Source organism: Eudoraea sp. (genome assembly GCF_039969275.1).
Classification (GTDB): domain Bacteria; phylum Bacteroidota; class Bacteroidia; order Flavobacteriales; family Flavobacteriaceae; genus Eudoraea.
Map to the genome: position 1 here is coordinate 341,250 of NZ_JBDVOC010000014.1, position 20,789 is coordinate 362,038.

A 20,789-nucleotide genomic window follows, 5' to 3' on the forward strand; every position below is an offset into this window, starting at 1 on the left:
ATTCTATTTTTGAAAACAGTTGTAAGTTTCAAGACTATTAATAGCCTGGCTATTCCTGCAACTATTGCCGGGATAGCCGAACCAATTTTATCTATAACTGATACTGCTATTGTTGGCAATATTCAAACATACAGTCTGGAGTCCTTAGCTGCGGTTGGAATTGTAGGTTCCTTTTTGTCTATGCTTATATGGATCCTTGGGCAAACCCGAAGTGCCATATCTGCAATTATCTCTCAATATTTAGGGGCAGGCAAGCTAGATGAGGTTAAGAATTTGCCGGCGCAGGCAATTTTTTTTAATGTAACTCTTAGTGTGTTAATACTGCTTTCTACCATATTTATTGTAGAGGAGATTTTTGAATTATTAAATGCTTCAGGAAAAATATTAGAATTTTGTATTACTTATTACTCCATTCGCGTATGGGGTTTCCCTTTAACACTTTTCGTTTTTGCTGTTATGGGAATTTTCAGAGGATTACAAAATACATTTTGGCCTATGCTCATAGCAATTACCGGAGCCCTGTTAAACATCGTGTTAGATTTTATTTTGGTTTACGGTATATCTGATATAATTCCTGCTTATAACCTGGAAGGTGCTGCATGGGCAAGTCTTATCTCCCAGGGGGTTATGGCCATAATGGCATTTGTCCTTCTGCAATTAAAAACTAATATTAGCCTTATCCCAAGATTTCCAATACATATGGAGTTGGGGCGCCTGGCAGTAATGAGTTTTCATCTTTTTATCCGCGCTATTGCACTTAATATTACTCTTATCCTAGCTGTACGAGAAGCTGCAGCGCTCGGTGATAGGTATATCGGAGCGCATACAATAGCTATAAATCTTTGGCTTTTTGCTGCCTTTTTTATAGATGGTTATGGTGCGGCAGGTAATATTATGGGGGGCAAATTACTTGGCGCAAAAGATTACAATACCCTATGGTCATTAGCCAAAAAAATCGCTTTATACGGTGGAATGGTGAGTTTATTTTTAATGTTTAACGGTTTTATCTTCTACAGACCTTTGGGGCGTCTTTTTTCAAATGACCCCATTGTTCTGGAGACCTTCTATTCCATTTTCTTTATCCTTATCCTTGGATTACCAATGAATTCTATTGCCTTTGTTTTTGATGGTTTGTTTAAGGGATTGGGAGAAATGAAATTTCTCAGGAATGTCCTGTTGACAGCGACTTTTTTAGGTTTTGTTCCTTTATTATTATTAAGTAAAACCTTCGGTTTTGGTCTGCAAGGAATTTGGATTGCGCTTACCATGTGGATGATAATTAGAGGTAGTGCGCTTGTATGGAAGTTCCGGAGAAAATTTCGCCCACTATTACAAAAGGTTTAATTTTACAAAAAACAATTCAAATGGGCACAAACAGACCCACAGGTAGTCTTTATACAAAAATTGAGAATAGAACTGCTACTATAGAATTTGGCCATCCTGCAAGTAATTCTTTTGTCAGTGAACTTTTAGACCGATTAACTGACGAACTTAAAAATATTTCTTCCAATGAGGCAGTTTCTATTGTAGTTTTAAAATCAGAAGGAGATAGGGCTTTTTGTGCAGGTGCTTCCTTTGATGAATTGCTGGAAATATCTACCCCAGTCGAAGGGACAACATTTTTTAGTGGTTTTGCCAATGTTATCAATGCTATGCGAGAATGTGTACATCCTATCATAGGAAGAGCACAGGGTAAAGCGGTGGGCGGCGGAGTTGGGCTTATCGCTGCTTGTGACTATGTCTTTGCTTCGGAAGCTGCTTCTATAAGACTTTCTGAACTTTCTATTGGGATAGCGCCATTAGTAATTGAACCAGCGGTTCAACGTAAAATAGGAATGGCCGGCTTTGCCGAATTGGCCTTATCACCTACTGAATGGAAAAATGCCTATTGGGCGCAGGAAAAAGGACTGTATTCCAAGGTTTTTAGTTCCATTAAAGAAATGGACAAGGAGTTGGATTTTTTTATGTCAACTCTGGCATCCTATAATCCAGAAGCTTTAAGAGCAATAAAAAAAGTTCTATGGGAAGATACTGCTTCCTGGAGCGAATTATTGACCAAACGAGCTGAGATTTCCGGTAAGTTAGCACTTTCTCCATCCAGCAAAGAGAAGTTAAATAGTCTTAAGAAATAAGGGTATGAAATTTTTTGAATTCCTAAACGGTGATCTTCTCTTTCCAATGCTGGCTCTTTTGGTAGTAGCTATATATATTTTTAATAGAATTAGAAACAGGAGAAAATATAAAAAATAGGTTTATCCCCTTAAATATTACGTCACAAAATAGTCTATGCTCCCCTATAAAGATTTTATACATTTGTAGCAGATTTAAAACGAATGCATAAAATACGGATTACCAAACAATTCACTTTTGAAACCGGCCATGCTCTCTATGGTTACGATGGTAAATGTAAAAATGTACATGGCCATAGTTATAAACTTTCGGTTACCGTAATTGGCATGCCCATTACGGACACATCCAATGTTAAACTTGGAATGGTCATTGATTTTGGTGACTTAAAAAAAATAGTAAAAGAAGAAATTGTAGACCCTTTTGATCATGCTACGGTATTTAACAAAAATACCCCGCATATAGAATTGGCAAAAGAATTAAAAGTCCGTGGGCATAAAGTAATCCTGGCAGATTATCAGCCCACCAGTGAAAATATGGTAATTGATTTCGCAAACAAAATTAAAGCCCGCTTATCTAAAGAAATACAGTTGCATTCAATAAAACTTCGCGAAACAGACACTGCCTTTGCCGAATGGCATGCTGTTGATAACTAGGTTGCTTTATGTATCTTTACACTAAATGAAAAGCATCTCTGTCCCAATTGGTAAAAAGGTATATTTTGCCAGCGATAACCATTTAGGTGCCCCAACAAGGGAACAAAGTCTTCCCCGGGAAAAGAAATTTGTAGCATGGTTGGATGAAGTGAAGACGGATGCCGCGGCTATTTTCCTGCTAGGAGACTTATTCGATTTCTGGTTTGAATATAAAACCGTTGTTCCTAAAGGATTTACACGAACCCTCGGTAAACTAGCTGAAATTACAGACTCAGGAATTCCAATATTCTATTTTGTAGGCAATCACGATCTCTGGATGAACGGGTATTTCGAAAATGAACTCAACATTCCTGTTTATCATAAACCTCAACAATTCAAAATAAATAGCACTACTTTTTTTATTGGTCACGGAGATGGATTAGGGCCTGGTGATAAAGGCTATAAGCGAATGAAGAAACTTTTCACAAATAAGTTGGCACAATGGTGTTTCCGCTGGTTACACCCAGATCTGGGAGTTAAGCTGGCACAATATTTCTCTATTAATAACAAATTAATATCCGGAGAGGATGACATTCACTTTTTGGGTGAGGATAAAGAATGGCTTGTGCAATATTCTATAAGAAAACTAAAAGAAAAGCACCAAGATTACTTCGTGTTCGGGCACAGGCATTTACCTCTTGAAATAACATTAGGTAAGACATCTTCCTACGTAAACCTCGGCGACTGGATTTCCTATTATACCTATGGCGTTTTTGATGGTACCAAACTCTCTTTAGAAACATTTCAAGAGTAAGTGACTTTATCTTAAATCCTTAAACTTCAGCTGTAAGCTAACAATTCCATTCCAGTGATTTTCTTCCAAAGAGAAAACGGCGTTAAATGGTTTTCCATTTTGCACAACCGAAAGCTTACCCCCCAAATTAAACCCTATGGCTCCAACCGGACCAGAACCATTTTGAGTTACTGCAAGTTTAAGATGCTTATTATCCTCGCCAACCCCTTTTGCATAGCCAGTATCCCGGAGGTTTTCTGTCATAAAAACAGGAGTCATATTACCCGGACCAAAAGGTGCAAATTGTTGTATTATACGCAAAAGTTTTGGACTTATTTGATCTAAATCGAGTTTTGCATCAATGGTGATCTCCGGAGTCAAAAGATTTGGGTCTATTGTTTCAGCTACTACCTTTTCAAATTGCGACTTAAATATTTCATATTGTTCTTCGACTAATGTTAATCCAGCGGCATATTTATGACCACCAAACTGCTCAATAGAATCTGCACAATGTTCTAAAGCATTATAAACGTCGAAACCCTTGACAGATCTGGCCGATGCGGCCAGTTTATCGCCGCTCTTTGTGAATACTAATGTAGGCCTATAGTAGGTTTCAGTGAGTCTGGAGGCAACTATACCTATGACCCCTTTGTGCCAGGTGTCCTTATAGACAACGGAAGTAAATCTATCTTCTTCCTTATTTCGGAGGATCATATCAAGTGCTTCCTCTGTAATCTCCCGGTCCAATCCTTTCCTGTTGGTGTTAAATTCTTCGATCTCTGAAGCAAATTTAACTGCCTGCTCCATATTTTGCTCAATTAATAGATTTACCGCATATTGTCCATGTCTCATCCGCCCTGCTGCATTTATTCTGGGAGCAATAATAAAAACGACATCTGTTATGGTAAGTTTTTTCTTTTGCAGGTTTTTAATTATTGCCTTAAAACCAGTTCTTGGAGCTGAATTAATTACCTCTAACCCAAAATAAGCCAGGACCCTGTTTTCACCTGTTATGGGTACAATATCTGCCCCAATTGCAGTTGCTACCAGATCCAGGTATGGAATGAGTTTATCAAAGCTATCCTCTCTAATTATGTTTAGTGCCTGTATAAGTTTAAAACCAATACCACATCCGCATAATTCATCATATGGATAGGTGCAATCGTTTCTTTTTGGGTCCAAAACGGCTATAGCATCTGGTATTTTCTTTCCGGGCCTGTGGTGGTCACATATAATAAAATCAATTCCTTTTTCCCTGGCATAGGATACCTTATCTATGGCCTTTACACCGCAATCCAATGCTATAATAAGAGTAAAATCATTGTCCTCTGCAAAATCAATTCCCGCATAAGATATACCATAGCCTTCTGTGTATCTGTCAGGAATATAGGTAGCCACATTCGGATATAGCGTAAGTAAATATGATGATAGTAACGCTACCGCCGTAGTTCCGTCTACATCATAATCTCCATAAATAAGGATATTTTCATTTGCCAGTATTGCATTTTCTATACGCTTAACGGCAAGTTCCATATCCTTCATAAGAAATGGGTCATGGAGGTCGGAGAGTTGTGGTCTGAAGAACTTTTTAGCCTCTTCATATGAAGTAACACCACGCTGCAGCAGTAATTGAGCTACCAGTTGATCTACTTTGAGTATTTCGGCTAAAGCTTTTATTTGCTCTTGATCTTGTTTTGATTTTAATGTCCAGCGCATTGTACCACTTTATCTGTCTATGGTAATATAAGACGAATTCCTGCATCTTAAATGCAGAAAACGCTCTTTTATTTTTCTTTTGATCAACCTCTATCACTCTGAAGAAGAGGATTCAATCTTTATGGAATATTGTTTTTATTTCAAGCTTTGCAAACTTCCTGAACATTTCCATTACACCACAATACTTTTCAACTGAAAGATCTACGGCTCTTTGCAATTTTTTTTCTTCCAGGTTGCCACCCCAAAAATGGTATTCTACGGTAACGGCATCATAGTATTTGGGATGTTCATCCGTTAAGTTAGCCATGGTCTCTATACTAAAGTCCTTCACATCAAGCTTCATTTTTTTAATTAGCATTGCAACATCAAGACCAGAACACCCTGCCAAAGCTGATAGCATAAGAGCTTTAGGCTTTAGGCCTTTGCCCTCGCCCCCATCATCAGGACCTGCATCTATTATTAAATTTAATCCGGAGGGATTATTACTTTCAAAGGCCATATTGCCCAACCATTTGGTCGTAATTTGATTTGTTGTGCTCATAATTTTTCGTTTCTTGTGGAGTACAAAAATACTACCGCTATGCCACTTGTACAACCTCTTGATCCTAATCATGATCCGCAAACTAAAGAATTAGCAAAATTCTTCAATGAGACCCTGGGGTTTTGTCCAAATTCTGTACTCACCATGCAACATAGACCTGCAATATCCAAGGCTTTTATTACCCTCAACAAGGCGGTTATGACCAATGAAGGCAGGGTTACTTCTGCTCTTAAACGAATGATTGCCTGGGTCAGCAGTAATGCAACTGGTTGTCGCTATTGCCAGGCCCATGCAATAAGGGCTGCAGAACGTTATGGTGCAGAGCAGGAACAATTGGATAATATTTGGGAGTACAGAACTCATCCTGCCTTTTCGGAAGCTGAGCGCGCCGCTCTGGATTTTTCCCTGGCCGCTGCACAGGTTCCCAATGCGGTGGATCTAAACATCAAGAGTCAATTGTATAAGTATTGGAATGAAGGTGAGATTGTTGAAATGTTAGGAGTAATTTCTCTTTTTGGTTACCTAAACCGTTGGAATGATTCTATGGGAACAACAATTGAGGATGGAGCTGTAGAAAGTGGTGAGTTCTATTTGGGTAAATATGGATGGGAAAAGGGGAAACATAAATAACCTGCCTTACTTACGTTAAATTTGTTATTCTTTTTTATTAGATTCCTGAAAGATTATGGTTATTTTTTTCCGGCAACCACAATCACAAATTCTCCTTTTGGTATTTTGCTTTTAAAATACTCCAAGACTTCCGATATGTTGCCTCTAATGGTTTCTTCATACATCTTAGTAAGTTCCCTGGAAACTGATATTGGTCGTTCAGGGCCAAAATAGGTTACAAATTGTGATAAAGTCTTTAGAAGTTTATGTGGAGACTCATAGAAAACCATAGTTCGAGTTTCTTCTGCCAGATCATTTAATCTGGTTTGTCTGCCCTTTTTTATTGGCAGGAAACCTTCAAAGACAAATCGATCGTTGGGTAGTCCGCTATTAACGAGGGCAGGAACAAAAGCAGTTGCTCCAGGAAGACATTCAATTTCGATTCCCTGTTCAACACAGGCCCGACTTAGTAAAAACCCGGGATCGGAAATAGCCGGGGTACCGGCATCGGAAATTAGTGCAATTTGCTCTCCATTTTTAAGTCTTCGCACAATACCATCTAGCGTTTTATGTTCATTATGCATATGATGGCTCTGCATTGGGGTATTTATATTATAATGCTGCAAAAGTTTATTGCTTGTACGAGTATCTTCTGCCAATATCAGGTTTACTTCCTTAAGAACTTTAATTGCTCTAAAGGTAATATCCTCCAAATTTCCAATAGGTGTTGGAACAATAAATAACTTGCCTGTCAGCACTGTTTTAAGATCTTACCTTCTTTTCGAAGCAGTATGAGTAATATACATTTCTTATAATCGCAGTTAATCCGGTATTAGAAATTAGGAGTATCTACGCTCTATAAGAGCAAGAAACCTGATTTCATATTCTTCCTTTCCTGCCCATTGATTGTAATCTGGCTTAACCATATTATCAATAAAGGCCATAGATCGTTCATAAGAATCAATGGTGTTCAATTGGGAAATTACTCTGTTGAAGTCTTCTGTACTATCATTAAAAAGATTTTTAACAAAAGCCAGTCTGTCGTTTAAACCCACAGTTATTTCCTTATTTGTGAGTTTTTCATTCAACGACTTTGTCTTGGAAACTTCTTTAATTTCCTGAGAAACCTGTGAGGTAGCTTTGTTATTATCAGCCTTTGTGGTCTCTGGTTTTGCAACAAATTCTACAAATAGCCTGTCGTTATCCTCATCGTTTGGCATTTCAGATACCATCCCTTTTATGGTATCAATCCCCTGAGTAATAATATCTTCTTCGTGCGGATTATTTTCAGGAACCAATTTATTTTCATTAATCACGGCATTGGCCATTTTTTCAAATCTGGATGCCAGTACATTTTTGGAAACATCAATTTCAATATCGTTGAGTTTTTCATCAATAAACTTTAGAACGGCCAATTTCTCGTATAGATTTCTCGCAGCCTCATATAATTGAGGTATCTCCATCTCCGTAAGATCCTTTGAGGTAATTATATCTGTGGACATCCTAATTAGTTCCTCTTTCAGTTTTCGCTTCATTTCTTTTTGTTTAGACTAAACAGTAAAGGTCTATCTTTTTTAATACTTTTATATTTCGTTATCATAAATAAGGGAATAAACCCCTTACTTTGGTTTAAAATTACAAAATGTTTCTCGAAAACACTGTTAATCATAAGGAACAATTCGGTTGGATAGAGGTTATCTCTGGCTCAATGTTTTCCGGAAAAACGGAAGAGTTGATTCGCAGGCTTAAACGAGCCCAGTTTGCAAAGCAAAAAGTAGAAATATTTAAGCCAATTGTAGACACCAGATATCATGAAGAGAAGGTAATCTCTCATGATGAAAATGAGATTCGCTCTACGCCTGTACCAGCGGCGGCAAATATCCGACTTCTGGCAGACGACTGTGATGTAGTTGGAATAGATGAAGCTCAGTTCTTTGACGATGAAATTGTGACTGTTTGCAATGATCTCGCAAATATGGGGATACGTGTTGTTGTTGCCGGACTTGATATGGATTTTAAAGGTAATCCTTTCGGACCAATGCCTGCTTTAATGGCTACTGCGGAATACGTAACCAAAGTTCATGCTATTTGTACACGCACGGGCAATCTTGCAAATTATAGCTTTAGAAAATCTAATAATGATAAATTGGTGCTACTGGGGGAAATAGAAGAATACGAACCTTTAAGCCGGGCTGCATTCTACAAAGCTATGCTCAAAGAAAAAATTAATAAAATGAAGGTAGAAGCCGAGGAGATAAAGCAAAATAAAAAAGATGCCCAGAGCTAACGAGACTACACTGGAGTTGGATCTTGTGGCTTTAGAACATAATTATAATTATATAAGAACCAAAATACATCCTTCAACCATGTTTTTGGCTGTGGTAAAGGCTTTTGCCTATGGAAGTGATTCCGTGATCATTGCAAAAAAACTGGAGAAACTAGGAGTAGATTATATGGCGGTGGCTTATACCTATGAAGGTAAGGTTTTAAGGGAGGCAGGAATTAAAACACCTATACTCGTATTACATGCACAGCCTTCTAATTATGCAATGGTTATAAAATATTGCCTGGAACCCAGTCTTTATTCCCCCAGAGTCCTCCGAGAATTCATCAAGGCTTCAAAGGCACAAAAGCAAAAGGCTTATCCTGTCCACTTAAAATTCAACACAGGCCTCAACAGGCTTGGATTCCGGGAAAATGATATTGACCATATTGCCGATGAGCTTGAGGGGAAGGATGAATTGAAAATAAAATCAATATTTTCTCATTTGGCTGCTTCCGAAGACAAGTCTGAAGAAGAATTTAGTAAAAATCAAATTGAATCCTTTAAAAAGATTGCCGAGGAATTTGCTTCCAAATTAAAAGTTAGTCCATTTATGCATATTCTCAATACCTCCGGGATATTCAATTATCCTGAAGCACAATTCCAAATGGTACGAAGTGGTATTGGCCTTTATGGATATGGAAATGAAGCTAGCTATGATGCTAAGTTGCGACCTGTGGCTACATTAAAAACAATAATATCGCAGATACACCAAATAGAGCCTAATGAAAGTGTAGGTTACAACAGGGCTTTTACTTCTCAGGGATACAAAAAATCTGCAACCCTGCCTATTGGGCATGCTGATGGAATTGGCAGACAATATGGCAATGGAAAAGCTTCGGTATTAGTAAATGGTAAGGAAGCACCTATTATTGGAAATGTTTGTATGGATATGATCATGATAGATATAACGGGTATTGAATGTAAGGAAGGTGATGAAGTGGTTGTATTTGGAAAAGAACATTCCGCAGAGACTTTTGCAGCCGGAGCAAACACAATTTCCTATGAACTGCTGAGCGGAATTTCTCAAAGAGTTAAAAGGGTAATTACGGGAGCTTAATCAACTAATTAACAAATTGTTAAAAATAGTTATTATGAGTATCTTGTAATCGCATTTATTACCTAACCATTTAAAAACTAATGACATGCTAAAAGAATTTAAGAATTTTATTATGACGGGCAATGTAATAGATTTTGCAGTTGCTGTGATTATGGCAGGGGCCATAGGTCTTGTAATTAATGGCTTTGTAGCCGACATTATTATGCCCATTGTGGGTGAATTTGCAGGAGGTGTAGATTTTGCCAATTTAAAATATGTCCTCACCGAGGCTTCAGGGACCGAAGGAGAAGCGGGCTATGTAGCAGAAAATGCCGTTCGATGGGGCGCATGGGTAAACACCATTGTTAATCTCCTTATTGTAGGATTTGTAATGTTTCTTCTTGTTAAGGCGTATAATAAAACAAAAACACCACCCGCACCACCCGCACCATCTGGTCCAAGTCAGGAGGAACTATTAACACAAATAAGAGATTTATTGAAAAAATAATAGGAAATAAAACTCCTTTTAAGGGAGTAACCGCTACATTACTAAATTAACTTAAAGGCCACCAATAGGTTTTCGAAAACTGAATTGGTGGTCATTTTTTTATATTTGTTCTAATTATAACAATTTGTTATAATTCTATATATCTAATAAAAAATCTTGTTCAGCAACATTGCTTGCAATACCTTTGAGCACAAAATAATTAAAACATGAAGGTAGCTGTAGTTGGCGCAACAGGTATGGTTGGCGAAGTAATGCTAAAAGTGCTTAAAGAGCGGGATTTTCCAATAACTGAACTATTATTGGTCGCCTCCGAGCGATCTGTTGGAAAAAAGATATCCTATAACGGGCAATCCATTAGCGTAATAGGCCTTGCGGATGCTGTAGCTGCACGTCCGAATTTGGCTATTTTTTCTGCCGGTGGAGATACATCACTAACATGGGCGCCGAAATTTGCAGCAGCTGGAACCACTGTAATTGATAACTCGTCGGCCTGGCGTATGGATCCTGAAAAAAAATTGGTTGTTCCGGAAATCAACGCAAATAAATTAACCAAAGCAGATAAAATAATTGCCAATCCCAATTGTTCTACTATTCAACTTGTTATGGTGCTGGCACCTTTGCATGCCAGATATCAAATGAAACGGGTAGTAGTTTCAACTTATCAATCCGTTTCCGGAACAGGGGTAAAAGCTGTAAAACAATTGGAGAATGAAATGGCCGGAATACAGGGTGAAATGGCATATCCATATCCTATCAACAGGAATGCCCTGCCACATTGTGACACTTTTATGGAAAATGGATATACCAAAGAAGAAATGAAGTTGGCCAGGGAGCCTCAGAAGATACTAGACGACCGCAGATTTTCAATTTCAGCAACCGCCGTGCGTATTCCTACAGCAGGAGGCCATTCTGAATCCGTTAACGTTGAATTTGAATCTGACTTTGAACTAAATGAAGTAAGAAGTATTCTGAATAATACCCCGGGAGTTGTTGTACAGGATAATCCGGATACCAACACTTATCCAATGCCGGTTTATGCCCATGATAAAGATGATGTTTTTGTAGGACGAATACGAAGAGACGAAACGCAGCGAAACACTATAAATATGTGGATAGTTGCGGATAATCTCAGAAAAGGTGCTGCGACCAATGCTGTTCAAATAGCTGAATACCTGGTAGACAAAGAACTTCTCTGAAGGCTCTATTATAAAATCTGTTAAAACCTTTTGGTGCATTAGTACTTAAAGGTTTTTTTATGGTATTTTTGGTCTCTAAATAATTATCTATTATGAGAAATATTTGGATACTATTACTTCTTATTTTGATTACCTTTTCTTGCAAGAATTCAGAACAAAAAGATACTATTGCCGTGAATTATCCAACGACTAAAAAAGCAGATACCGTTGACAACTATTTTGGAACGGCAGTTAACGATCCTTATCGCTGGCTAGAAGATGACCGGAGTGAAGAAACGGAAGCATGGGTTAAAGAAGAAAACGCTGTCACTTTTGGCTATTTGGATCAAATACCGTTCAGGAAAGATCTGAAGAACAGATTGGAACAACTCTGGAACTATGAGAAACTTAGTTCCCCGTTCAAGGAGGGTGATTACACATACTTTTATAAGAATGATGGTTTACAAAACCAATATGTATTATATCGTCAAAAGGGGAATCAGGAAGCCGAAGTATTTTTAGATCCAAATGGTTTTTCGGAAGATGGAACTACTTCATTAATGGGGTTGAGTTTTACCAAAGATGGTTCTATGGCCGCTTACTCCATTTCTGAGGGAGGCAGTGACTGGAGGAAGGTAATTGTAATAGAAACCGAAGGGAAGACTATTGTTGAAGACACCCTTATTGATGTAAAATTTAGTGGCCTTTCCTGGTATGAGAATGAAGGTTTATATTATTCAAGTTATGATAAACCTGAAGGTAGTGAACTCTCTGCCAAGACAGATCAACATAAACTGTATTACCATAAGTTGGGCAGTCCACAAAGTACAGATGCATTAATTTATGGAGGTGTTTCTGAAGAAAAACACAGGTATATTGGCGGAAGTGTGACTGAGGATAATAATTATTTACTTATTTCAGCTGCAAATTCTACCTCGGGTAATAAGCTTTATTTAAAAGATTTGAGGAAGCCAAACAGTAAGCTGGTAACTATATTAGATCATGAAGATTCTGATACTAATGTTCTCGAAAACGTAGGCTCAAAGCTTTATATGGTTACAAATTTAGATGCTCCAAATAAGAAGATCATATCTGTAGATGCTTCAGACCCAGGTCAGGAAAATTGGAAAGATTTTATTCCTGAAACAGAGAATGTTCTTAGTCCAAATACCGGGGGGGGGTACTTCTTTGCCGAATATATGATAGATGCTATTTCTAAAGTTTTTCAGTATGATTATGATGGTAAGCTAGTACGCGAAATAGAGCTTCCCGGTATAGGCAGTGCAAGTGGTTTTGGTGGTAAAAAAGAAGAAAAAGAATTCTACTTTTCATTTACTAATTATTACACTCCTGGTTCCTCTTATAAATACGACGTGGAAACAGGTAATTATGTCCCCTACTGGAAACCGAAAATTGATTTTAATTCGGATGATTATGAGTCTAAACAGGTATTCTATGCCTCCAAAGATGGAACAGAAATCCCTATGATTATCACATATAAAAAGGGACTAAAACTCCATTCCAAAAACCCTACTATTCTTTATGGCTATGGGGGGTTCAATATAAGTCTTACCCCTTCTTTCAGTATTGTCAATGCCGTTTGGATGGAACAGGGAGGCGTTTATGCTGTACCTAATTTGAGAGGTGGCGGAGAATATGGGAAAAAATGGCATAATTCCGGTATAAAAACCAAAAAGCAAAATGTGTTTGACGATTTTATAGCTGCTGCAGAATATCTTATAGAGAATAAATATACCTCATCGGAAAACCTGGCAATAAGAGGAGGTTCCAATGGTGGCCTTTTAGTAGGGGCTACTATGACCCAAAGACCCGAACTCATGAAAGTAGCTCTGCCAGCTGTAGGTGTTCTGGACATGCTGCGTTATCATACTTTCACCGCAGGAGCCGGATGGCATTATGATTATGGCACTTCGGAAGATAGTGAAGAAATGTTTCAGTACCTGAAAGCCTATTCCCCTATTCACAATGTAAAAGAAGGGGTTGAATACCCTGCCACCTTGATTACAACAGGAGACCATGATGACCGCGTTGTACCGGCCCATAGCTTTAAATTTGCTGCCGAACTTCAGGGGAAGCAGTCAGGTCCTAACCCTACTCTTATTCGCATTGAAACTAAGGCCGGCCATGGAGCCGGAACACCTGTTAGTAAAATAATTGAGCAATATTCCGATATTTTTGCATTTACCCTTTATAATATGAACTATAAGGAGTTGCCCAATAAGGCAGTGATAAAGGAATTTAAAGAGTAACTATCAATAATTCAGAGCAAAATCCGTTTCTGTAGAAACGGATTTTTTTTTAGAAGTCGTTTAAGATAATAATCATGTTAAAAATAACCGGTCTATCTTTTGCCTATGACAAGGAATTGGTACTTACTGATATTAGCTTCTCTGTTGATAGAGGAGAACATCTGGGTATAATGGGTGAAAGCGGTTGTGGCAAAAGCACCCTTTTACAACTAGTTTACGGATCTCTTCAGCCGGCTCAAGGAGAAATATATTGGGGGAAAAAACAAGTTAAGGGGCCTCTTTATAATCTTGTTCCCGGAAAGTCCTTCATGAAGTATATGTCGCAGGGGTTCGACCTTATGGCAGTTACTACCGTGGCTGAAAATATTTCTGAATACCTTTCCGTATTTTATCCCAAAGAACTAAAAGAACGTACTGAAGAGTTGCTAGATATTATCGAAATGAAAAGGTTTGCAAAAACCAAAGTAAAGCATCTTAGTATTGGACAGCAACAGCGCGTTGCCCTGGCCAGGGCTTTGGCCCAGAAACCTGAGGTATTGCTACTGGATGAACCATTCAGTCATATAGATAATTTTAGAAAAAACAGCCTAAGAAGAAATTTATTTAACTATCTGAAGGAAGAGAAGATAACTTGCTTAACCGCCACTCATGACAATAATGATATACTGCCATTTGCAGATAACGTACTCGTACTAAAGGATACACGGATATTAGCTAAGGAAACAATTCTTGAATTATATAAGACTCCCCGAAATCTTTACATTGCTTCGCTTTTTGGTGAAGCTAATCTGGTTCCAATCAATATTATCAAATCATACGCAGATACCAAACGAAAAATTATTGTCTACGCCCATGAATTTAAAGTATCCCGAAATTCCGGTCTTCCTGTGTTTGTAAAAAAAACATATCCGATGGGAAGTCACTATCTGGTTGAAGGGTTTGCAGAAGAGCAAATAATCTACTTTCATTCAGAACGGGATATGGAGATTGAAACAAGAGTTTTTCTCAATATTTCTCTTGAAACAATTAACCAACGTTTAAAACTCTAATCGACCTTTGCACTATGAACAAAGACTTGGTTTTACAGGAATTAAAGTTCAGAGCAGTCCGAAGTGGTGGTGCAGGCGGCCAGCATGTTAACAAAGTATCCACAAAAGTGGAACTTACTTTAAACCTGGCGAGTTCCAAAGCGTTTAATGAATCTGAAAAAGAACGCTTATATAAAAAACTCAATAAACGAATTACAACGGAAAACAAACTCCTGGTTCAATGTGACGAATCCCGGAGCCAACATAAGAATAGGGAAATTGCAGAAGACCGTTTACTAAAACTAATTGAGGAAGCATTAAAAATTCCAAAAAGACGTAAAAAAACTTCTCCTTCTAAAGCTTCGGTAGAAAAACGATTAAAAAGTAAAAGAGTAGTAGCAAAGAAGAAAACGAGCCGGAGAAAACCCGAAGATGAATGAAGATATTATTGATCAACAGTATTTATTAAAGTGCCAATTCCATCAATTTCAATTTTTATTTCATCCCCTTTTTGCAAAGTAAAATCAGTAGACGGTACTATCCCAGTTCCAGTCATTAAGAGGCTACCATATGGAAAAGAATTTTCCGCATAGAGATAACCTACCAAATCTTCAAACTTGCGTTTAATTTGATCTATCCCTATCTCACCGGTAAATACCTGTTTATTATCCCTCCGTATTTCAAGCCTTATTATTGTTGTTTTAGGAAGAGGTCCCTCAACAACTAAAATACAGGGACCAATAGCCGCAGACCCATCATAAGTCTTTGCCTGGGGCAAGTACAGAGGATTTTCTCCTTCAATGCTTCTGGAACTCATATCATTTCCAATGGTGTACCCAATAATTTTACCGGTTGAACTAATTACAAGTGTTAACTCAGGTTCCGGAACATCCCAGGTAGAATCTTTTCTTATTCGAACTTTTCCTCCGGAACCTACCGCTCTGTACCCCATAGACTTAAAGAATAATTCCGGACGTTCTGCGACATATACCCTTGCATAAAAATTACTCCCTCCCTTTTCCTTTGATTCTTCTTCACGTCCCAGTTTGCTGTTAAAATAGGTAACTCCACTAGCCCAAATCTCCTGGCTATCCGCTGGGGCAAGGAGTCCTTTTTTTAGATAAGCTTCCGGGTCTTGTAAAGGCTCCTTACCGGAAATCAGATGCTCAATCTTAATAAAAAGGTTATTGTCATTAATAAATGAATCCCAATCTTCCCCTTCCAGAAGATAAAAGATTCCTTTGTATTCAATCAGAATCCCTTTATATACCCTATAAACTTTCATGACAATATGAATTATGTAATTATTTAAAGGTTGCCTATGGCAAAGAACAATTTATTGAAAAATATGTAATTCTGAGTGGTTTTAGGGAATTCCTTTATTAAAAAAGTTTAAAGAACCTTCTTAATGCAAATCGTTTTTTGATTAAAATCAAAAGAATCACCTTCGGATTTCCCCAACAATTTTTTGCCTATTGGGCTAAGTGCCGAGACACAAAATATTTTGGTGGGACCCTTTTTGAAGGCCCCCGCTGAAATTGAAATATAATATACCCCCTCTGTAGTAATTGCCAGACTGCCCTGACGAATATTTGCCTGGCTTGCCAGAATAGTAATCCCAGCTAAAGCCTGTCTCATCTTTTCTGCTTCATATAACTGGTGCCCCAACTTCTCCCTTTCAAGTTGAATCATAGCCCTCCCCGTTTCATGTTTATCGCCTGCGCTACTCTTTGTCTCAGATTTTAGAGAATCGTTAATGCTGCTTATATTACTTTGGATGCGTCCAATCCTGTCCTCTGCGAATGTTTCACAAAATCTGCGCAATTCATCCTTGATGGCTACTGAAATTTCCATATCAGGCTAAATCAGCTAATTTTTTTCCCACCAGGCTACCTATTGCAATTCCCATTCCTCCCAGCCTTACTCCGCATATTAAGTTATCTGAAAGTTGCTTTACAATTGGTCTCTTAGTATTACCTATTCCCATAATTCCGCTCCATCTGCGTTCAATTTCAAAATCTGTGTGAGGTAAAATGATTTCTTGCAACATGCTGTCCAGGCGATTCTGAATTAGTTCTGTTTGCCCAAATTCGGATGTTTCTTCCGTTTTAAAATCCAGATTCCTCCCACCGCCCAAAAGAATACGATTATCAATATTTCTAAAATAATAAAATCCCTCATCGAGGTGAAAAGTCCCTTTAATCTCAAGGTTTTTAATTGGTTTTGTAATCAAAACCTGTGCCCTTGCGGGTTTAACTTCTTCATCCAGAAGCTGAGCTGCAAATCCATTTGTGGCGATTATAAGTTTTCTTGTCTCAAATTCAAACTGGTTAGTACAAACCTTTACGCTTCCATGAGTGTCATCAAAAGAGGTAACCTTAATTGAATTTAATATATTCACTCCAGCATTACGGATCAATGAAAGCAAAGAATTCATCATGGCTCCGGTATTGATTTGTGCTTCAAACCTACTGCTGATATATTGATTTTGAATCTTGTTAAAGTTAAAAGTGTTGGAATGGAAATAATAAGCATCTTCGCCATAAACAGGCTTAAGCAACTTATTAATATTACTTAGAGCTTCAGAGCAATCACTAAATAATTTAGTTTGTTCATTTAAAAAAAGTTCATGCCCTCCATGCCGTTGAAAATCTATTTTGGAATCCCCTAGAGTATTGCGCAATAATTGAATCCCTTCCCATCTGCTTCTCACCAGTTCCAGCACTTCTTCCTGAGAATGGGTTTTAAGGTCACTAACAATTTCTGAGATACTACCAAAACATGCAAAACCTGCATTTTTTGTGCTTGCACCCTGGGGCAAAGTCCCTTTTTCAAGAATAAGAATTTTCGCTTTTGGATATTTTTTGCTCAAATAATAAGCACAATTAAGGCCCACAATACCGCTCCCAACAATAGTAAAATCAATGTTGGATAACCAAGTTTTATATTCCCAATAACTAAGATTCATCGTGCTATAAAAAACTCCGACGATGGCCGGAGTTCATATTCTATTCTTCTGGTTTAGGATCCATTTTAAAATCTTCCATGAATTTAGTGGTATAATTCCCCGCCAGATAATCAGGATGGTCCATTAACTGCCTGTGAAAGGGAATAGTTGTGGCTATTCCTTCAATTACAAATTCGTCCAGTGCTCGTTTCATTTTATTAATTGCCTCTTCCCTGGTCTGGGCCGATGTAATTAGTTTGGCTATCATGGAATCATAATTCGGAGGAATTATATATCCACTGTATACATGTGTATCCAATCGAATACCATGACCTCCAGGGGTGTGTAATGTAGTTATTCTCCCAGGTGAAGGCCTGAAATCATTATATGGGTCTTCCGCATTAATCCTGCATTCAATAGCATGAAGTTTTGGGACATAATTTTTACCTGAAATAGGTACTCCGCCAGCTACAAGAATCTGTTCCCTAATCAAGTCATAATCCACTACTTGTTCTGTAATGGGATGTTCTACCTGAATACGTGTATTCATTTCCATAAAATAAAATTCCCGGTGCTTATCCACCAAGAATTCCACTGTCCCGGCACCTTCATATTTTATATACTCCGCCGCCTTTACTGCAGCATTTCCCATAGCTTCCCTAAGGTCATCTGTCATAAAAGGAGATGGGGTTTCTTCAGTGAGTTTCTGATGTCTACGCTGGATTGAGCAATCTCGTTCTGAAAGGTGACATGCATTCCCATATTGGTCCCCGATAATTTGAATTTCAATATGCCTGGGTTCTTCAATAAGTTTTTCCATGTACATCCCGCCATTTCCAAAGGCGGCCGTTGCTTCCTGCACAGCACTTTCAAAAGCCGCTTCAATATTCTCTTCGTCCCAAACGGCCCGCATACCTTTTCCACCACCACCGGCAGTAGCTTTTAGCATTACGGGATATCCCATTTTCTTTGCTTCTTTTTTGGCATGTCCAATATCTTTCAGTAAACCTGCCGAGCCAGGAATTGTAGGTACACCTGCCTTTTTCATGGTTTCCTTGGCAGAAGCCTTGTCACCCATTCTATCTATATGTTCTCCCGAAGCACCAATAAATTTAATATCATGCTCTGCACAAATTTTAGAAAATTTGGAATTCTCAGATAAAAATCCATAGCCGGGATGAATTGCATCTGCATTTGTAATTTCTGCTGCCGCAATTATATTGGGTATTTTCAGATAGGACTCACTACTGGGTGCCGGCCCAATACAAACCGCCTCATCCGCAAACCGAACATGCAAGCTCTCTTCATCTGCTTTGGAGTAAACAGCCACAGTTTTAATGCCCATTTCCTTGCAGGTCCGAATAATACGCAAGGCTATTTCACCTCGATTTGCAATTAGTATTTTTTTAAACATAGCTTTTACTATAGAATTCTCAAGAAGCCGAATTCAAATACTTAAAAGTGTTTTTGATTACGGGTTCTTATAAATAAAATTATGAGGGATCTACCAGGAACAATGGCTGGTCAAATTCTACCGGAGAAGAATCCTCAACTAATACTTTTATGATTTTACCTGAAACTTCAGATTCAATATCATTGAATAGTTTCATTGCTTCAATTACACATAATACATCTCCCTGTCCTATATTATCACCTACCTCAATAAATGGCGGTTTGTCCGGAGATGGTTTTCTGTAAAAAGTACCTATAATAGGAGATTTAATGGTAATATATCTGGAATCTTCCTCCGGGCTGGATGTGTCGGCATTAGTTTCGGAAGCGATTGCGCCATCAGTTGATGCAGGAGTCAAAGATGGACCCACCGGAGCAGTACTTACCGGAATTTGCTGTACATAGGTCGTAGTTTCAGGTGGAGAGTTAAATGCTCCAGTCCTAATAGTAATCTTGATTTCATCAGTTTCAAGCTTTACTTCGCTAGCTCCAGATTTTGCTACAAATTTAATTAGACTTTGAATTTCTTTTATATCCATGGAATTCTATTTTGATTCGTTATTGCCATTATATGCCCATTTTAAATATATGGATCCCCAGGTGAAGCCACCGCCAAAAGCAGCAAATACCAGATTATCTCCTTTTTTAAGTTTCTTTTCGTAATCAGAAAGCAGTAGTGGTAATGTTGCCGAAGTTGTATTCCCATATTTATCAATATTCATCATCACCTTGGAAGATTCCAATTCCATTCTCTTTGCCGTAGCGTCTATAATTCTTTTGTTCGCCTGGTGTGGTATTAACCAATCCACATCATCATGCGTGAGATTATTAAGCTCCATTATTTTGGCAGCCACATCGGCCATATTGGATACGGCAAATTTAAAAACCGATTTCCCGTCCTGAAAAACGTAATGTTTCTTATTTTTTAAAGTTTCTTCAGAAGCAGGCATTAAAGATCCCCCAGCTTCAATCTTTAAAAACTCTCTTCCCGTACCATCAGATCTCAAAAATTCGTCCTGCAAACCTAATCCCTCAAAATTGGGTTCAAAGAGAACCGCTCCTGCCCCATCACCAAAAATAATACAGGTAGTTCTTTCAGTATAATCAAGAATAGAAGACATTTTATCTGCTCCTATCAGCAGAACCTTCTTATACTTGCCAGATTCTATATAGCGTGCCGCTGTAGCCATCCCAAATAAAAAGTTTGAACAGGCGGCCTGCATGTCAAAGGAAAAAGCATTTACAGCTCCAATTTGTGAAGCAACATAGGCTGATGTTGAGGCAACTGGTAAATCTGGTGTTGCAGTTCCAACAATTACCAGATCAATTTCAGCAGGGTCTAAATTAGACTTACTAATTAAATTTTCAGCTGCTTTAATAGCCAGGAAAGAAGTCCCTTTATCCTTATCTTTTAGTATTCTTCTTTCTTTAATCCCTGTCCTTGTGGTTATCCATTCGTCTGTGGTATCCACCATGGTTTCCAACATTTTATTGGTTAACCTGAATTCCGGAACGAAAGCCCCTACAGCTGTTATTGCTGCTGTTATTCTACCCATAGTAAGTGTGGTTTTTATCAAGAAACCTTAAAAAATGGTCGAAAATCCGTGAAAAATAGTCATTTTTTAG

Annotated in this window: 22 protein-coding genes; 12 read left to right on the forward strand and 10 right to left on the reverse strand. The window is 38.1% G+C overall.

Going from position 1 to position 20,789, the window contains the following annotated elements:
* The first annotated feature begins 9 nt into the window (after window positions 1–9).
* The 4 genes from ABJH90_RS13660 to ABJH90_RS13675 all read left to right on the forward strand — a co-directional run bounded on the left by ABJH90_RS13660 (window position 10) and on the right by ABJH90_RS13675 (window position 3,576).
* A complete protein-coding gene (locus ABJH90_RS13660) occupies window positions 10–1,344 on the forward strand; it encodes an MATE family efflux transporter (protein ID WP_348141159.1) in 1,335 nt (444 codons plus the stop codon).
* 20 nt (window positions 1,345–1,364) lie between these two features.
* Window positions 1,365–2,132: an enoyl-CoA hydratase/isomerase family protein gene (locus tag ABJH90_RS13665; protein WP_348141158.1), complete on the forward strand. Its 768-nt coding sequence runs from the start codon at window positions 1,365–1,367 to the stop codon at window positions 2,130–2,132.
* A gap of 201 nt (window positions 2,133–2,333) precedes the next feature.
* Window positions 2,334–2,783: a 6-carboxytetrahydropterin synthase gene (locus ABJH90_RS13670; RefSeq protein WP_348141157.1), complete on the forward strand. Its 450-nt coding sequence runs from the start codon at window positions 2,334–2,336 to the stop codon at window positions 2,781–2,783.
* Between the two features lie 25 nt (window positions 2,784–2,808).
* Entirely contained in the window at window positions 2,809–3,576 is a 768-nt protein-coding gene (locus ABJH90_RS13675) for a UDP-2,3-diacylglucosamine diphosphatase (RefSeq protein ID WP_348141156.1), read from the forward strand.
* A gap of 6 nt (window positions 3,577–3,582) precedes the next feature.
* On the opposite strand, the gene recJ is transcribed toward ABJH90_RS13675, so the two are convergent.
* Together recJ and ABJH90_RS13685 are read right to left on the reverse strand one after the other, a co-directional pair.
* Complete coding sequence (gene recJ / locus ABJH90_RS13680) at window positions 3,583–5,271, reverse strand: single-stranded-DNA-specific exonuclease RecJ (protein WP_348141155.1); 1,689 nt, start codon at window positions 5,269–5,271, stop codon at window positions 3,583–3,585.
* Between the two features lie 112 nt (window positions 5,272–5,383).
* Complete coding sequence (locus tag ABJH90_RS13685; RefSeq protein WP_348141154.1) at window positions 5,384–5,812, reverse strand: OsmC family protein; 429 nt, start codon at window positions 5,810–5,812, stop codon at window positions 5,384–5,386.
* 39 nt (window positions 5,813–5,851) lie between these two features.
* Between ABJH90_RS13685 and ABJH90_RS13690 the strand changes: the two genes are divergently transcribed.
* Window positions 5,852–6,442, forward strand: coding sequence for a carboxymuconolactone decarboxylase family protein (locus ABJH90_RS13690; RefSeq protein ID WP_348141153.1), 591 nt, complete (start codon window positions 5,852–5,854; stop codon window positions 6,440–6,442).
* Between the two features lie 59 nt (window positions 6,443–6,501).
* On the opposite strand, the gene rsmI is transcribed toward ABJH90_RS13690, so the two are convergent.
* Together rsmI and ABJH90_RS13700 are read right to left on the reverse strand one after the other, a co-directional pair.
* Window positions 6,502–7,179: a 16S rRNA (cytidine(1402)-2'-O)-methyltransferase gene (gene rsmI / locus ABJH90_RS13695; RefSeq protein WP_348141152.1), complete on the reverse strand. Its 678-nt coding sequence runs from the start codon at window positions 7,177–7,179 to the stop codon at window positions 6,502–6,504.
* Window positions 7,180–7,260: 81 nt separating this feature from the next.
* On the reverse strand, window positions 7,261–7,956 hold the full coding sequence (locus tag ABJH90_RS13700) for a hypothetical protein (RefSeq protein ID WP_348141151.1): 696 nt from the start codon (window positions 7,954–7,956) through the stop codon (window positions 7,261–7,263).
* A gap of 107 nt (window positions 7,957–8,063) precedes the next feature.
* Between ABJH90_RS13700 and ABJH90_RS13705 the strand changes: the two genes are divergently transcribed.
* From ABJH90_RS13705 to arfB, 7 genes are all read left to right on the forward strand, one after another.
* The gene (locus tag ABJH90_RS13705) at window positions 8,064–8,708 is read left to right on the forward strand and encodes a thymidine kinase (RefSeq protein ID WP_348141150.1); all 645 of its coding nucleotides are present in this window, start codon (window positions 8,064–8,066) and stop codon (window positions 8,706–8,708) included.
* The gene (alr, locus tag ABJH90_RS13710; RefSeq protein ID WP_348141149.1) at window positions 8,695–9,804 is read left to right on the forward strand and encodes an alanine racemase; all 1,110 of its coding nucleotides are present in this window, start codon (window positions 8,695–8,697) and stop codon (window positions 9,802–9,804) included. The genes ABJH90_RS13705 and alr overlap by 14 nt, the downstream gene beginning before the upstream one ends.
* Window positions 9,805–9,889: 85 nt before the next feature.
* Complete coding sequence (gene mscL / locus ABJH90_RS13715; protein ID WP_348141147.1) at window positions 9,890–10,291, forward strand: large conductance mechanosensitive channel protein MscL; 402 nt, start codon at window positions 9,890–9,892, stop codon at window positions 10,289–10,291.
* Window positions 10,292–10,497: 206 nt separating this feature from the next.
* Window positions 10,498–11,487: an aspartate-semialdehyde dehydrogenase gene (locus tag ABJH90_RS13720; RefSeq protein WP_348141145.1), complete on the forward strand. Its 990-nt coding sequence runs from the start codon at window positions 10,498–10,500 to the stop codon at window positions 11,485–11,487.
* A 92-nt stretch (window positions 11,488–11,579) separates the two neighbouring features.
* Window positions 11,580–13,736, forward strand: coding sequence for a prolyl oligopeptidase family serine peptidase (locus ABJH90_RS13725; protein WP_348141143.1), 2,157 nt, complete (start codon window positions 11,580–11,582; stop codon window positions 13,734–13,736).
* 74 nt (window positions 13,737–13,810) lie between these two features.
* Window positions 13,811–14,785, forward strand: coding sequence for an ABC transporter ATP-binding protein (locus ABJH90_RS13730; RefSeq protein WP_348141141.1), 975 nt, complete (start codon window positions 13,811–13,813; stop codon window positions 14,783–14,785).
* A 14-nt stretch (window positions 14,786–14,799) separates the two neighbouring features.
* On the forward strand, window positions 14,800–15,204 hold the full coding sequence (gene arfB / locus ABJH90_RS13735) for an alternative ribosome rescue aminoacyl-tRNA hydrolase ArfB (RefSeq protein ID WP_348141139.1): 405 nt from the start codon (window positions 14,800–14,802) through the stop codon (window positions 15,202–15,204).
* Between the two features lie 5 nt (window positions 15,205–15,209).
* Here the strand turns inward: arfB and ABJH90_RS13740 are convergent, their stop codons facing one another.
* The 6 genes from ABJH90_RS13740 to ABJH90_RS13765 all read right to left on the reverse strand — a co-directional run bounded on the left by ABJH90_RS13740 (window position 15,210) and on the right by ABJH90_RS13765 (window position 20,719).
* Complete coding sequence (locus ABJH90_RS13740) at window positions 15,210–16,049, reverse strand: fumarylacetoacetate hydrolase family protein (protein ID WP_348141137.1); 840 nt, start codon at window positions 16,047–16,049, stop codon at window positions 15,210–15,212.
* A gap of 107 nt (window positions 16,050–16,156) precedes the next feature.
* On the reverse strand, window positions 16,157–16,618 hold the full coding sequence (locus tag ABJH90_RS13745) for a 3-oxoacyl-ACP synthase (RefSeq protein WP_348141135.1): 462 nt from the start codon (window positions 16,616–16,618) through the stop codon (window positions 16,157–16,159).
* Between the two features lies 1 nt (window position 16,619).
* A complete protein-coding gene (locus tag ABJH90_RS13750; protein ID WP_348141133.1) occupies window positions 16,620–17,732 on the reverse strand; it encodes an FAD-dependent oxidoreductase in 1,113 nt (370 codons plus the stop codon).
* A gap of 40 nt (window positions 17,733–17,772) precedes the next feature.
* Complete coding sequence (accC, locus tag ABJH90_RS13755) at window positions 17,773–19,125, reverse strand: acetyl-CoA carboxylase biotin carboxylase subunit (RefSeq protein WP_348141131.1); 1,353 nt, start codon at window positions 19,123–19,125, stop codon at window positions 17,773–17,775.
* Window positions 19,126–19,204: 79 nt separating this feature from the next.
* Window positions 19,205–19,702 carry an acetyl-CoA carboxylase biotin carboxyl carrier protein gene (accB, locus tag ABJH90_RS13760; protein ID WP_348141130.1) on the reverse strand — a complete coding sequence of 166 codons (498 nt, stop codon included), beginning with the start codon at window positions 19,700–19,702 and terminating at the stop codon, window positions 19,205–19,207.
* 6 nt (window positions 19,703–19,708) lie between these two features.
* Window positions 19,709–20,719, reverse strand: coding sequence for a beta-ketoacyl-ACP synthase III (locus tag ABJH90_RS13765; protein ID WP_348141128.1), 1,011 nt, complete (start codon window positions 20,717–20,719; stop codon window positions 19,709–19,711).
* Between the last annotated feature and the right edge of the window lie 70 nt (window positions 20,720–20,789).

Bases quoted from the DNA above. Each gene is read 5' to 3' on its own strand.
- ABJH90_RS13675 (WP_348141156.1), top strand. From the start codon at position 2,809: ATGAAAAGCATCTCTGTCCCAATTGGTAAAAAGGTATATTTTGCCAGC.
- mscL (WP_348141147.1), top strand. From the start codon at position 9,890: ATGCTAAAAGAATTTAAGAATTTTATTATGACGGGCAATGTAATAGAT.
- ABJH90_RS13700 (WP_348141151.1), bottom strand. From the start codon at position 7,956: ATGAAGCGAAAACTGAAAGAGGAACTAATTAGGATGTCCACAGATATA.
- accB (WP_348141130.1), bottom strand. From the start codon at position 19,702: ATGGATATAAAAGAAATTCAAAGTCTAATTAAATTTGTAGCAAAATCT.
- ABJH90_RS13665 (WP_348141158.1), top strand. From the start codon at position 1,365: ATGGGCACAAACAGACCCACAGGTAGTCTTTATACAAAAATTGAGAAT.
- accC (WP_348141131.1), bottom strand. From the start codon at position 19,125: ATGTTTAAAAAAATACTAATTGCAAATCGAGGTGAAATAGCCTTGCGT.
- ABJH90_RS13705 (WP_348141150.1), top strand. From the start codon at position 8,064: ATGTTTCTCGAAAACACTGTTAATCATAAGGAACAATTCGGTTGGATA.
- ABJH90_RS13720 (WP_348141145.1), top strand. From the start codon at position 10,498: ATGAAGGTAGCTGTAGTTGGCGCAACAGGTATGGTTGGCGAAGTAATG.
- ABJH90_RS13745 (WP_348141135.1), bottom strand. From the start codon at position 16,618: ATGGAAATTTCAGTAGCCATCAAGGATGAATTGCGCAGATTTTGTGAA.
- ABJH90_RS13725 (WP_348141143.1), top strand. From the start codon at position 11,580: ATGAGAAATATTTGGATACTATTACTTCTTATTTTGATTACCTTTTCT.
- recJ (WP_348141155.1), bottom strand. From the start codon at position 5,271: ATGCGCTGGACATTAAAATCAAAACAAGATCAAGAGCAAATAAAAGCT.
- arfB (WP_348141139.1), top strand. From the start codon at position 14,800: ATGAACAAAGACTTGGTTTTACAGGAATTAAAGTTCAGAGCAGTCCGA.
- ABJH90_RS13765 (WP_348141128.1), bottom strand. From the start codon at position 20,719: ATGGGTAGAATAACAGCAGCAATAACAGCTGTAGGGGCTTTCGTTCCG.
- ABJH90_RS13750 (WP_348141133.1), bottom strand. From the start codon at position 17,732: ATGAATCTTAGTTATTGGGAATATAAAACTTGGTTATCCAACATTGAT.
- ABJH90_RS13670 (WP_348141157.1), top strand. From the start codon at position 2,334: ATGCATAAAATACGGATTACCAAACAATTCACTTTTGAAACCGGCCAT.
- ABJH90_RS13740 (WP_348141137.1), bottom strand. From the start codon at position 16,049: ATGAAAGTTTATAGGGTATATAAAGGGATTCTGATTGAATACAAAGGA.
- ABJH90_RS13730 (WP_348141141.1), top strand. From the start codon at position 13,811: ATGTTAAAAATAACCGGTCTATCTTTTGCCTATGACAAGGAATTGGTA.
- alr (WP_348141149.1), top strand. From the start codon at position 8,695: ATGCCCAGAGCTAACGAGACTACACTGGAGTTGGATCTTGTGGCTTTA.
- ABJH90_RS13685 (WP_348141154.1), bottom strand. From the start codon at position 5,812: ATGAGCACAACAAATCAAATTACGACCAAATGGTTGGGCAATATGGCC.
- ABJH90_RS13690 (WP_348141153.1), top strand. From the start codon at position 5,852: ATGCCACTTGTACAACCTCTTGATCCTAATCATGATCCGCAAACTAAA.